The sequence below is a fragment of the Providencia rettgeri genome (assembly GCF_001874625.1).
In the GTDB taxonomy this organism is placed as follows: Bacteria; Pseudomonadota; Gammaproteobacteria; order Enterobacterales; family Enterobacteriaceae; genus Providencia; species Providencia huashanensis.
Genome location: NZ_CP017671.1, coordinates 2,196,893 through 2,209,907 on the forward strand (window position 1 = coordinate 2,196,893; position 13,015 = coordinate 2,209,907).

Annotated in this window: 10 protein-coding genes; 8 read left to right on the forward strand and 2 right to left on the reverse strand. The window is 42.1% G+C overall.

Annotated elements, in window-relative coordinates; translation table 11 throughout:
• Nucleotides 1-123 precede the first annotated feature (123 nt).
• From RB151_RS10145 to RB151_RS10175, 8 genes are all read left to right on the forward strand, one after another.
• Nucleotides 124-1,446 carry a radical SAM protein gene (locus tag RB151_RS10145; RefSeq protein ID WP_071548034.1) on the forward strand — a complete coding sequence of 441 codons (1,323 nt, stop codon included), beginning with the start codon at nt 124-126 and terminating at the stop codon, nt 1,444-1,446.
• A gap of 34 nt (nt 1,447-1,480) precedes the next feature.
• Nucleotides 1,481-2,158 (forward strand): TorD/DmsD family molecular chaperone, encoded by a 678-nt coding sequence (locus RB151_RS10150; protein ID WP_042843957.1) that lies wholly within the window; start codon nt 1,481-1,483, stop codon nt 2,156-2,158.
• A gap of 32 nt (nt 2,159-2,190) precedes the next feature.
• Nucleotides 2,191-3,603: a molybdopterin-dependent oxidoreductase gene (locus RB151_RS23635; RefSeq protein ID WP_225832910.1), complete on the forward strand. Its 1,413-nt coding sequence runs from the start codon at nt 2,191-2,193 to the stop codon at nt 3,601-3,603.
• 14 nt (nt 3,604-3,617) lie between these two features.
• Entirely contained in the window at nt 3,618-4,772 is a 1,155-nt protein-coding gene (locus RB151_RS23640; RefSeq protein WP_237071528.1) for a molybdopterin dinucleotide binding domain-containing protein, read from the forward strand.
• A gap of 13 nt (nt 4,773-4,785) precedes the next feature.
• Nucleotides 4,786-5,328: a DMSO/selenate family reductase complex B subunit gene (locus RB151_RS10160; RefSeq protein ID WP_042843955.1), complete on the forward strand. Its 543-nt coding sequence runs from the start codon at nt 4,786-4,788 to the stop codon at nt 5,326-5,328.
• A gap of 11 nt (nt 5,329-5,339) precedes the next feature.
• On the forward strand, nt 5,340-6,194 hold the full coding sequence (locus RB151_RS10165) for a dimethyl sulfoxide reductase anchor subunit family protein (RefSeq protein ID WP_071548035.1): 855 nt from the start codon (nt 5,340-5,342) through the stop codon (nt 6,192-6,194).
• A 210-nt stretch (nt 6,195-6,404) separates the two neighbouring features.
• Nucleotides 6,405-8,528, forward strand: coding sequence for a TonB-dependent receptor family protein (locus RB151_RS10170; protein ID WP_071548036.1), 2,124 nt, complete (start codon nt 6,405-6,407; stop codon nt 8,526-8,528).
• An 18-nt stretch (nt 8,529-8,546) separates the two neighbouring features.
• On the forward strand, nt 8,547-9,692 hold the full coding sequence (locus RB151_RS10175; protein WP_042843952.1) for an ABC transporter substrate-binding protein: 1,146 nt from the start codon (nt 8,547-8,549) through the stop codon (nt 9,690-9,692).
• A gap of 82 nt (nt 9,693-9,774) precedes the next feature.
• On the opposite strand, the gene RB151_RS10180 is transcribed toward RB151_RS10175, so the two are convergent.
• The gene (locus RB151_RS10180) at nt 9,775-11,589 is read right to left on the reverse strand and encodes a CocE/NonD family hydrolase (protein WP_071548841.1); all 1,815 of its coding nucleotides are present in this window, start codon (nt 11,587-11,589) and stop codon (nt 9,775-9,777) included.
• 10 nt (nt 11,590-11,599) lie between these two features.
• Nucleotides 11,600-13,015, reverse strand: coding sequence for a YfcC family protein (locus RB151_RS10185; protein WP_048607074.1), 1,416 nt, complete (start codon nt 13,013-13,015; stop codon nt 11,600-11,602).

A 13,015-nucleotide genomic window follows, 5' to 3' on the forward strand; every position in this document is an offset into this window, starting at 1 on the left:
TATTGGCACGGCTTTGTTCTGTTATCAGTTTGCCAGTGAATTAGATGGTTATTATATTTCTTTATTCGAATTATGAAGCTCAAATTTTAAAGAAACTATTCGTCAGTAAATTGAAGGAAAACTATGATTTATCCGATTACTGATAGGCTGTTGCCTACCATCAATAACGCTGAGTTTAAGCGTTATGCTATGCGTTATTTGGATATTGAGAGACAAACACAGCAAGCTATTACTCAATATGGGGTTAGTTTTGAACCTGCTTTTTCACAGCAAAGTGAGATAAACCAGCTTAAACAGGATATTAAAGCGCTAGGTGCATGTTTTGCGAATAATGGAAAGAGTATACATAGTCATTGGCTATCGAGTGCTTGTGTGCAGTGCCGCACAGGGGAAGGGAGTTACACCACATTTTTATCATTAAAATGCCACCGCGACTGCTATTTTTGTTTCAATCCTAACCAAGAGAACTACCAAGGTTTTCAACATGAGATGAGGGATGCTGTTGGCGAAGTTGCTGCAATTGCAGAGCAAGAATACCCGCTAACACATATTGCTTTAACGGGAGGTGAACCATTACTTTTCCGCCAAGAGAGCATTGCGTTTTTCGCAGCAGTTCAACAGAAATTACCTCAGGTTCATAGCCGCTTATATACAGCTGGTGACCCATTAGACCGTAGCACAGCGGTAGCCTTAGCAAACGCAGGCCTTAAAGAAATTCGCTTTAGCATCAAAATTGATGATGCAGAAGAACGGATTGAGAAAGTTTTACACCGCATTGAATTAGCAAGAGAAATTTTCCCGACGGTGATGGTGGAGATGCCGGTTATCCCAGGCACTGAACCGCAAATGTACAAGTTACTCATGCGGTTAGATGATATTGGTATAGATGGGATTAACTTATTGGAATTTTGTTTTCCTTTAACAAATAGTGACGCTTACCAATCACGGGGCTTTCAACTTAAAAACCCCCCTTATGAAGTGTATTACAATTATTGGTATGCAGGTGGGCTTGCTGTCTCCCAAAGTGAATTAGCTTGTTTGCGTGTGGTTAAATTTGCATTAGAACAACAGCTATCACTTGGTGTGCATTATTGTTCCTTGGAGAATAAACACACAGGTCAAGTATACCAAAGTAACGCATTTTTTCGGCAACATGCTCAGCTTATTGGGCAACATTATCTATTTTCATCTCGCGATTATTTTTATAAAAGCGCCAAAGTATTTGGTGATGACCGCCCACAAGTAGCAAGACTATTAAAACAAGCGGGAATTTCTTATCACGAAGAGTTGTTGCACGGCTTTTTGCAGTTTAATCCCGAATCTATTTTGTATTTAACTTCCCTCGTTGATTTACCCATCGCACTCACCTCACACATCATTGAGCCTGATGAGCAGGGCAACCCTTTAATTAAAGAAGTGAAGGTTGAATTAACGACACCAACTTAATTTTTATTGGCCGATTTGCATGAAGGTTCCTGTAATGAATAACATCCCAACATTTGATTATCTCTATGCGCGTCAATTTGCTTATGACGTATTAAGACGCTTATTAATAGAAGAACCTACCCCTGAGTTATTAAATTATTTGGATAATACGGGGTTGGCATTATTCCCTTGTGATGAAGCATTACCCGCGATGAAAAATGCAATTGAGGAAATGGGAAAAGATTTACAGTCACGGACGTTACAAGCAAACGCGGATAGTTTTGAAGATTTACATTGGGATTTTACCCGCTTATTTATTGGCCCAGAAGCGCCTCCGGCGGCACCATGGGAGTCTACTTATGTCTCCCGTGACAAATTGTTGTTTCAAGAAAACACATTAGCTGTAAAAACCTTTTATCAAAAATATGGGTTCCAATTACCTGAGGGTGACATGGAGGCAGCAGATCATATTGGGTTTGAGTTAGATTTTATGTGGAATTTAAGTCAACGCATTGTTGCGATTGTCGATGTTGGAAATGAGCTAGGCGAAGACGCAAAAAAATTATTGTTAGGGTCATCTGCATTCTTAGATACGCATCTTTTAGCATTTATTACCCCGTTTTGCCGTGCAATGCATAACCATGCAGAAACCTTATTTTATCGCCAATTAAGCTCACTTTTAGAGCTTTTTTTGCGCAACGACCTTAAAAGAATCAATGAATTAGTTAATTAATAATAATAAAGCAAAGTGAAGAGGTAAGAGCAATGTCAGAAAGACAGAAAGTAGCCTTAAGTCGTCGTTCATTTTTAGCATGGACATCGGCGGCATCAGTGATGGCTACGTTGCCGCTAAGTAAACGACTTTATGCTGCAACACCAGAAGAGGAAAAAGCCGTTGCCCAAGCAACCGACGCTGTCACTCAAGGGACATGGAAGCCCGTGGCATGTTGGCATAACTGCGGTGGTCGTTGTGTCAATAAAGCCCTCGTCGTTGAAGGTGTCGTTGTTAGGCAAAAAACAGATGATGTGGTAGCGGACTCACCTGACTTTCCACAACAACGAGGCTGTTTACGTGGGCGTTCTCAACGTAAACAGGTGTTCGGCGCCGATCGATTAAAATACCCAATGAAACGTAAAGGTTGGGCTCCCGGAGGGGGAGATAAAAGCTTGCGTGGGCGTGACCAGTGGGTACGTATTAGCTGGGATGAAGCACTTGATATTGTTGCGTCAGAAAGCAAACGCATCAAAGAAAAATATGGTAATGAATCCATTTGGATCACAGGCGGCAATGGTGTTGATATCCAAAATGTTTATGCGAAAGCGGGTGGATTTGTTGGCGACTGGGGAACAACGTCATGGGGAGCATGGTTTGAAACACCAGCCCATTTAGGGTTGTTAGAAGGTTTTTATACCTTTGGTACCAATGATCGCTTTGATATGCGTAATTCACAATTGATTGTTATGTGGGGGGCAAACCCTGCGTGGAGTAGCCCTGGTAGCCCAACCTATAACTACTATCAAGCAAAAAAAGCAGGAGCTCGGTTTATTTGTATCGACCCAAGCTATACTGCGACAGCGGAATTAATGGATGCTGATTGGTACCCTATTAACCCGGGTACTGACCACGCTTTAGCGTTGGGCATCATGTATGCTCTATTGGAAATGGACAGCCAAGATAACCCATTAATTGATTGGGATTTCTTGCGCCGTTGTACGGTTGGTTTTGATGAAACTAATATGCCAGCAGGGGCTGATCCAAAAGGTAATTTTAAAGATTATTTATTAGGTACGTATACAGGGGAGCCGAAAACACCTGAATGGGCATCTAACATTTGTGGGCTATCCGCTACAGATATCCGTAAATTGGCCCGTGAAATTGGTGGGACAAACCGAGTGGCACTACTTACTGGCTGGGCTCCAGCTCGTGTTCATAATGGAGAAGGTTGGGTACAAGCATTCTCAACCTTAGGTTTTATGACAGGGCATATGGGTAAACCGGGGCGTATGACAGGGGTAAGCTGCCATTTTGCGGCAGGGAATAACGGTACTCGCTTAGTGATGGCTGGCGACAGTGGTTTACCGGCGGTGCCAAACCCAATTAGCCTGAAAATTAACCATAATGAACTCAACCGTGCATTATTAGAGAAAAATTCCGTCAACGCGGTGTGGGTGATGTAAACGCTAACATTCAAATGATTATCCACCCATTTAATGCCACACTGCAAACACGCGCCAATATTTCGCAGAGTATTGAAGCCTACCGTAAAGATGTGGAATTAGTGGTAACAGCAGCTTATGTTCCACACACTTGCGCTAAATACTCCGATATTGTACTGCCAGTAACTACCGAATGGGAGCGTGAAGGGACCATATTAAATCCAAGCAACCGCGAAGTTATTATTGCCGCGGTTAATGTGACCCCACCTCTTTATGAAGCGAAAAGTGACCAATGGATTGCCAAAGAAATCGGAAAACGCCTTGGCATTAATGTCGATGAAGTATTCCCTGTTTCTGAGAAACAGCAGTTCTTCAATAAGCTTAATGGTGCAACAATTATTGGTGAAGATGGTAAAACCACTGAGCCATTGCTGACAATTACCCAAGCAGACATTGATGAATGGCAAGTGACAGGCAAACCTCAGCAAGGTCGCATTACATTGAATGAGTTTCTTACCGTTGGGAAATATCAAGTTAAACGAACTAAAGGTGATAACTATGGTTATATCGCCTATGAAGACTTTATTCGAGACCCTGAAGGGAATCCGCGCCCAACGCCAAGTGGTAAATTTGAAATTTATTGCCAAACATTGGTAGAAAAAGCGGATGAATGTGGTTGGACAAAATTACCTCCGATCCCTGAGTACATTCCTTCAGCAAATGGCTATGAAGCTAGCTTTAAGGATTTCTCTAAAAAAGAAAAAGGGGATTATCCATTCCAAATCTATAACCCTCATTATTTACGCCGTTCACACAGTACCCTTGATAATGTGCCTTGGTTACGCGAGCAGTGGCCTAGCCCAATTTACATCAATGCGTCGGATGCAAAGCGCCTAGGAATTAAGCATGGTGAAACGGTGTTAGTTACAAGCCCACAAGGGAAAATTGTACGTCCAGCATTGGTTACCCAAACGATGAAACCAGGAGTGGTTGCATTACCTCATGGTAGTTGGACGAATGTGGATGAAAAAACAGGGATAGATATGGCAGGGGCTGATAATACGCTAACGATCCAAGTACCAACGGGTCTTGGCACATCAGGTTGGAACACCATGCTGTGTAATATCGAGAAATGGCATGGTGATCAATTAGTTCCAGATGCTGCTATTCCACAGCGTATTATTTTTTAGGGGGCAATAAGAAATGGATAAACAAGTCGGATTTTATATAAACGTTGCTGCCTGTATTGGGTGTAAAACCTGTGTAGTAGCTTGTAAAGACAAGAACGACCTTGAGGTTGGGCGTAATTTTCGCCGAGTATATGACGTTGAAGTTGGGGAATACCCGCGGCCTCGTCTCTGGCATTTATCAATAGCTTGTAATCACTGTGATGACCCTCAGTGCGTCAGTCATTGCCCAACAACGGCAATGCATAAACGTGAAGAAGATGGGGTTGTGTTGGTCGATCACAATAAATGTGTTGGATGCCGCTATTGTACTTGGGCTTGCCCATATGAAGCACCACAATTTGATGCGAGTATTGGTATGATGACCAAATGTGATACCTGCATCGACCTGCGTGAGAAAGGGGGAAACCCTATGTGTGTGGATTCTTGCCCAATGCGTGCCATTGAATTTGGCTTAATCAGTGAATTGCGCAAAAAATATGGCACAAATGCGGATATTGATGGGTTACCAAGCTCATCAATCACGAAGCCGAACCTTGTTGTCGGCACGAAAGGATAAGGAAAACTATCATGCATGAATTTCCATTGGTGATTTTCACCTTATTTATGCAGGCCTCAGTGGGCTGCTTGGTTGTTGCATTAATCTGTTATTTCCGGGTACTTGGCGGGGGAAATGATATTCAGAATGTTCAGTTTATCAAACGACCTGTTTTAGCCAGTTTTGTTTTAGGTTGCATTGGGTTACTCGGTTCGTTATTTCACATGGGGAACCCTCTGCACATGTTTTACACTATGCTGCACGTGTCGACCTCATGGATGAGCCGTGAAGTTTGGGCGACTGCAATTTACATGGGGTTACTATTTTTTAGTGTCGCTTTACTTTTACTGAAACAAAAAGCGAATGCTGCATTACTGGTACTGAGTGCGATTGCTGGCTTGATGTATATGTATGCGATGTCAGCGTTATATGCCAATACATTATTTAACTTATGGAATGGTTTATTCACTTACGCGAGTTTCTTCGGCGCGGTATTACTGGTAGGCGGTGTTGTTGCTGCACTTTTGCTGGTGGGGTCTTTGCGCCGAAGTGCGAAAGAAGAGCAGGTACAACGAGTGGTTAAAATTACCTTAGGGCTAGGTATTATGGGGGTACTACTTATGTTATTAGGGGCTTTATCGCTGCTTGGTAATATAGGTGAGCCGATTTACCTCGGTATGACCCAGCGTGAAATGCCAGAAGGGCTACTGAGTTTAAGCCTTGTTCGTGTAGTGCTAATCGCATTAGGCATACTATTTGTTGGCCGCTTGCTGTGCCAAAAGACGGGGCAAAATACCAACGCTACGGTTGTGATGTCTTTGGCCACGCTGTGTATTTTTGCCGGTGAGGGTGTTGGACGAGTGGTATTTTTCTCACTTGGTGGTTAATTTATCATCATATTAATCTAAAATCCGAAGGTGAGCTCCTTCGGATTTTTTTTATATGCTTATGTGCATTTTAGTACAGCAAAAACTAAATTATGATTATAAAAGTGGGTTATTGACAAATTAATTACCAAAAGTGAGTAAATTATGTTGATTGTTATTAATGATTATAATTATCATTATCGCTCTTAATTCTCTTTTAGCTCATCGGTTATGAAATTAAAAACTCGCAAATTACTTACCCCCCTCGCAATTTCTACTGCTCTGATATCTCATTACGCTGTTGCGGCTGATAATACAAAGAGTGACCAAATCACAGTTACGGGCAATTGGCTCGAAAATACACAAGACAGTGAAGTGGTATTTAATCATCCCGGCGCTAGAACGGTAAAAACACAACAACAAATAAAAGAAACTGGCAGTGAAACAATCGCAGATGCATTAAAAGGGATCCCAGGTGTACAAGTTCGTGAAAGTAATGGAACCGGTGGCAGTGATGTTTCTTTGAATGTGGGAGTCCGTGGGTTAACTTCGCGTCTTTCACCGCGCTCAACTATTTTGCTTGATGGGATGCCATTAGCCGCAGCACCTTATGGCCAGCCGCAGCTTTCTATGTCCCCATTATCTTTGGGAAGTATTGAATCTATTGATGTCATACGCGGAGGGGCTTCGGTACGTTATGGGCCACAAAATGTAGGGGGAGTGATTAATTTTGTGACTAAGCCTATCCCTAAAGATTTTGGTGGCGGTGTATCAGTACAGACGCAGGGTGCCAAAACAGGCGGGTTAAAAACATTAGTGGATGCCTCGCTAGGGGGCTCTAAAGCGGATGATTCTGCTGGGGCAATTTTGCTTTATTCGGGTTTACACGGGCAAGGTTACCGTAAAAGCAATGATAACACGGATATTGATGACCTCATGCTGAAAACGCGTTATGCCTTAACAGATAACGATGAATTATTAGCTAATTTTCATTATTACCGTGCAATGTCGGGTATGCCCGGAGGCTTGACCCAAGCTGAATATAATGCTGACCCATTCCAATCAACACGGCCTTATGACCGTTTTGAAGGTAATCGGCAGGATCTGTCATTGAAATACAAGCACGAAGTAGATGACAAACAATTTGAATTGATGACTTGGTTTAGCAAAAGTTACCGGGGGAGTTATATAGAAAGTGACCATAAAGAAAAAGCGAATGAAAGGCGCTTAGTGTCTTACCCTCGTCATTATACTGCTTATGCGATTGAACCAAGTTACTCGCAATTATTCCGTTTTAATGATATTTCCCATGAGGTTACCATTGGTTATCGTTATTTAAATGAAACGGCAGATGAAAAAGCGTACCGCTCAAATTGGTACCAAGCGGGGAGCCAAAGCACTCGCCCTGATACCAATAATTATTATCAGCACACGTCTGGGGGAACAGAAGCCCATGCGATTTATTTGGATGACACTATCGATGTTGGTAATTGGACGCTTATTCCCGGAATTAGATACGAAAATATTAACATTCATTTAGACGATAGCTTTAAAGAACAACATCGCAGTAAACGTTATAGTGAACCACTTCCTGCACTAGCAGTGATCTACCATATTGATGATGAATGGAAGTTATTTGCCAATGCCAGCACATCATTTGGGAGTTTGCAATATTTCCAATTGAATACTAAAGGGGTTGGTAACTCACCTGCGAATGGGTTAAGTGCAGAAAAAGCGCATAATTATGAAGTAGGTACTAAATACGACAATACCGCCTTGTCCCTTGAAGCAACATTATTTTATATCGATTTTGATGACCAATTATTATACGTTGAAAATACAACGGGTTGGACGAACCTAGGTGCAACAACACACCAAGGTGTCGAGTTAGCCGCGAGGTACAACTTACCTGACCTTACTGATGCACTTGAAGGCGCGAGTGTTTACAGTACCTATACCTACACTAAGGCGGTGAGTAAGAAAGGGAACTTTGCTCATAAAGATTTACCTTTTTATTCACGCCAAGTATTCACCGCAGGTGGCCGTTACGAAACGGGGAATTGGGTTTGGAACTTGAATACTTATGCGCAATCAACCCAAGAGTCACCAGGCACAACAGACCAATATGTTACTAAACCAAGCGTGGATGGCCGTTATGGGACTATCCCAGGTTATATGGTATGGGACGCTCGCGGTGAATACCATTTTGGGAGAAGTTTGTCTGATTTAACGCTATCCGCTGGTATTAAAAATTTATTTGATCAAACCTATTTCACACGCTCTACGGATAACAATTATGGCATTTATGTTGGGCAGCCGAGAACTTACTACGTTCAAGCGTCTGTGAAATTTTAATGAATATAAGGCAAAATAATGACTGGTAGACAAACTATCAAAAAATTGGGTGTAATTCTTAGCGTCGTTAGCCTATTTTTTGCGGCTACAAGCATGGCTGCACCTACTGTGGTCACGGATATTGCAGGTCGGGAAGTCACGGTGAATGTGCCAGTATCCCGTGTAATGTTAGCGGATAGCCGTGTCTTGGTAGCACTGAATATACTACACCCAAAAACGCCATTAAAAGGGGTTATTGCTTGGGATGACGCGTTAATAAAAAAAGCACCTGACCTAAGTGTTGCATATAGCAAAAAATTCCCAGAACTCAAAAAGATCCCTGTGTTTCCTAACCCATACACTACTGATTTCAGCGTAGAAAAAGCGCTAGTTGCTCAACCCGATTTATTGATTTTTGATATTGGCTTGAAAAGCAAGCTAACAGAAAGCGGGACGTTATCATTATTGGAAAAAAGCGGTTTACCTGTCATTTTTATCGATTTTAGACAATACCCACTTAAAAATACTATGCCGAGTATGACGATACTCGGGCAAGTATTTGGTGAGGAGCAGCAGGCGAAGGAATTTAACCAGTTTTATCAACAAAAATTGGGGTTAATTCGTTCAAGGGTCTCCTCGATTGATAAAGATAAACGTCCAAGTGTATTTATTGAAAGGGCCGCTGGTATTTCAGGGGTTGATTACTGTTGTAAAACCTTTGGTAATGGTAATTTTGGTGAGTTTGTTGAAACAGCAGGGGGAAATAACCTCGGTTCACAATGGTTTAGCATTGGCATGGGTGGGGAAATTAGTGAGGAGCAATTAATCCACAGCAACCCAGATTACTATTTGATGACAGCCGCTGATTGGGATAGTACCCGTAAAGGTAGCGCTTCAGTACCATTGGGTTATACAGGGGATAAACAAAAGTCTCTAGCGCGACTGAACAAGCTGATGGAACGCCCTAAGTTTCGTTCGTTAGCGGCATTTCAAAACAAACAAGTATTAGCACTATATCAACAATATTATGATACTCCATTTAATATTATTGCAGTGGAGGCGATTGCGAAGTTTATCCATCCGGAGCTATTTGCGGATCTTGATCCCCAAGCCGATAGCGACTATTTACACCAAACTTTTACCGCGCTAGATGGTGACGGTGTATTTTGGGTACAAGCACAATAGGCGATGACCATGTTTTACCTGCTTTAGTGTTATCAAATAACTAAAGCAGGTAACGGAATACATTAACTATTATTGAAAACGATTAACGTGGTTTAATAACAGGTAATACAATTTTTGATGGGTGTTCGCTCGAAATATGTATGCTATTGCGGGCTACTTGTAATTTCCTATCACCTGCAATCATTTCCCCCGTATTGGTATTGAAATCATATTTGGGGAAATTACTGCTTGAGATATCTAACCGGATACGGTGGCCCTTGGTAAAGCGGTTAGCACAAGCAAATGGTTTTATCTTCACTTCAACAATTTGCTCCGGTATGAGTAACTGTTTTTGTTCATAGCCATTACGAAAGCGGCAACGTATGATGCCATCGGTGATATTCATTGCATACCCTTGTGGGTAATCATCACTTGGTGGGTAAACATCGATCAGCTTTGCTGTAAAGTCGGTATCCAGGGCATCACTACTGATCCATAATGAGACTTCAATATCCCCAGCTAAGCATACCTCTTCTTGTAATTCTTCCGTTTCAAATACCAGTACATCAGAACGAGATGCAAGGGGAAGGTTATTTCCTTTGCTACCAAAAAACTGCGGTAATTCACGCTGATCAAATGCACCGCCCCAAAATATGGGTTGCCCAGATGTTAAAGCCCCTCCAATTGTCGGGACGGGGTGTTTAGGGTCATAACAATAGGATAAAGTCACTGCTTCAGAGTATTTTTCATGGCGTAATGAATTGTCGGGCCATAAATAAAAAGCTGTAGGCTTAATATTGGGCAGCGGCCATTGGTGATGGGTTAGCCACTGGCCACCATGCTCTAAACGCCCGTTAGTATTACGTTTACCCGAACCTCCCCCCATCATAAAAATAGTTACATCCTCATGGGGGCAGTCAGTTGTATTACCTTGTAAGTGTTCTTGGAACCAAGATAAACGGCAAGATAACCAATCTTCGCTTACATTGCGGTCAAATGTTGCGATATCACCAAACTCGACATCACCACTGTGGGTGATATTACGATCCCCATGTAACCAAGGCCCCATGATTAATTTTTGCGGGGATTGTTTCTTGGTGACAAATGCACGGTAATTATCTAATGTGGAACTGACATAGGCATCATACCAGCTGGACATGAATAGTACTGGGATATCAGGTATTTGGTCATAATATCCTTCCGCATAAATGCCTATTTTCTGCCAATAATCTGTAAAACACTCTTCTTCCCACTGCTCAAACAAGTAGGATTCATATTCAGGGACATGTTTTAGTAAGGTATGTCCTTGATGCCATGGCATTGCAGCAAACCAATCATGAATATTTTCTTGCTCAAGTGCTGCTGCTATTTTAGCCGATTGTTGCGCTAATGGACTTAATTTTGCTTGCTTAAATGCCCAAGTAGCTTGTTTAAGTTCAAATGCGCCTCCTTGGCGGATCCCACACTGAAAGGCATTGGCAAAACCGCCGGAATCTAACACCATAGTTAGCAAACCTGGAGGGTTCAAACAAGCCATTGCCAATTGCGTGTGTGCGGCATATGAGAGGCCCATTGAACCTATTCTCTTATTGCTCCAAGGTTGTTCCATGATCCATTGTAATGTGTCGAAACCATCCTCGGCTTCATTAATGTATTTAGTGAATACTCCTTCAGAGTCATAGCGCCCACGGCAATCTTGAAATATCACAATAAACCCGTGGTTAACGAAATACTGGGCCATCTCTTGGCGTGTAATTTGATGTCCAGAAGCCGTTTTTTCTGAGCGTGAAGGTGCAGTTTTATCGTAAGGTGTACGCTCAATAATAACTGGGTAAGCTGCTGATAATTTTCCCTGAGGAAAATAAACATCAGTAGAAAGCGTGATCCCATCGCGCATTGTTACGCGGTAATTCTTCATATCCATCCTGCTAATACCCTATGGTTACTGCTATGGTTAATAAGCCAATTCCGACTGCCATAAAAATTAAAAATAGAGGAAAAATGTATTTTGCCCATGTCGTCCAACTTACCCCTGCGGTAGCTAAGAAGATGAGTAGCCCACTGGATGTTGGTGTGATCATATTGGTTAATCCATTGCCCATTAAAAACGCAAAGACGGTTGTTTGTGGCGAAACGCCTGAAATTTCCCCTACTGGACCTAAAATTGGCATAGTAACGGCGGCTTGACCTGATGTGGAAGGGATGGCGACATCCAGTAATAACTGCGAAAGGAACATGCTATATGACGAGATATAAGCACCATGGTCGCCAACTAAACCAACTAGTTGATGAATAATGGTATCGAGAATTTTCCCTTGTGAAAGAATAATTTCAACGGCGGTAGCTAGGCCAATTAAGACACCAGCAATCAGCACTTTTTTCATCCCGCTGACAAAGGCATCCGCCGCTGCACTGGCGGTTAATCCGCTACAAAAAGTGAGAATGACACTTAAAAATAAATAATAAGCAGATAAATCATTATTTTTCCAATGCCAGCGATTAGACGCATAAACTAAAAATGCCACGCCAATCGCTAAAACAATGAGCATGAGTTTATGGCGGCGGGTTAACTGACTTGATTGGACATGTTCTTCGACAACATAAGAAGTTAATGTTGTCTTACGAATGCTATAGAAAACAAATAAGATCCCTAAAGTAATAAACACAAAGTAGGCTGCAACCCGCATACTGAGGCCGCTAAACACAGGTAAGCCAACGAGCGGTTGTGCAATAGATAAGGCATATGGGTTAGTAATTGATGCCAAATAACCCACTTTGACAGCGATAGCGACAATAGCAAGACCGATGAGCTCATTAAGCCCGACACGCTTCATTAAGGCAATAACCATCGGGATCACTAAAAGATACTCTTTAGCTAACCCCATAAAGGTACTACCCATAGAAAAAACAATCATTAAAAAAGGGATTAAGAGGTAAATATTGCCACGAGTGACATGCAGCAACCTTTCTAAACCTGACTCAATCGCGCCTGTTTTATTGAGAATACCAAACATGCCACCAATAAATAGAACCATATAAATAAGTGGGGATTGTTTAATAATTCCTTCAGGAATGGCTTTGAATAGCTGAAGTAGGCTGACAGGAGCCGCTTCATTTTCAGCCGGTTTTTCTATTCCCAATACTTGGTCAACAGTTACTTGTTTTGTGATGGTTTGGTAGGAACCTGGAATGACCTTTTTACCCTCGCGTTCATACTGCCCTGAATTAACAAAGTAAGTCATTAAAAAAGCAATAACAACAATGGTTAACATCACTAAAACGGGGTTCATTTGCCAGCCAGGAGATGGTGATGGGCTGTGTATTGTGGTTTGTGTTGGTTGCAT

Excerpts from the sequence above, each read along its gene's own strand:
- RB151_RS10145 (WP_071548034.1), top strand. The coding sequence starts at position 124 with ATGATTTATCCGATTACTGATAGGCTGTTGCCTACCATCAATAACGCT.
- RB151_RS10150 (WP_042843957.1), top strand. The coding sequence starts at position 1,481 with ATGAATAACATCCCAACATTTGATTATCTCTATGCGCGTCAATTTGCT.
- RB151_RS23635 (WP_225832910.1), top strand. The coding sequence starts at position 2,191 with ATGTCAGAAAGACAGAAAGTAGCCTTAAGTCGTCGTTCATTTTTAGCA.
- RB151_RS23640 (WP_237071528.1), top strand. The coding sequence starts at position 3,618 with ATGATTATCCACCCATTTAATGCCACACTGCAAACACGCGCCAATATT.
- RB151_RS10160 (WP_042843955.1), top strand. The coding sequence starts at position 4,786 with ATGGATAAACAAGTCGGATTTTATATAAACGTTGCTGCCTGTATTGGG.
- RB151_RS10165 (WP_071548035.1), top strand. The coding sequence starts at position 5,340 with ATGCATGAATTTCCATTGGTGATTTTCACCTTATTTATGCAGGCCTCA.
- RB151_RS10170 (WP_071548036.1), top strand. The coding sequence starts at position 6,405 with ATGAAATTAAAAACTCGCAAATTACTTACCCCCCTCGCAATTTCTACT.
- RB151_RS10175 (WP_042843952.1), top strand. The coding sequence starts at position 8,547 with ATGACTGGTAGACAAACTATCAAAAAATTGGGTGTAATTCTTAGCGTC.
- RB151_RS10180 (WP_071548841.1), bottom strand. The coding sequence starts at position 11,589 with ATGAAGAATTACCGCGTAACAATGCGCGATGGGATCACGCTTTCTACT.
- RB151_RS10185 (WP_048607074.1), bottom strand. The coding sequence starts at position 13,015 with ATGCAACCAACACAAACCACAATACACAGCCCATCACCATCTCCTGGC.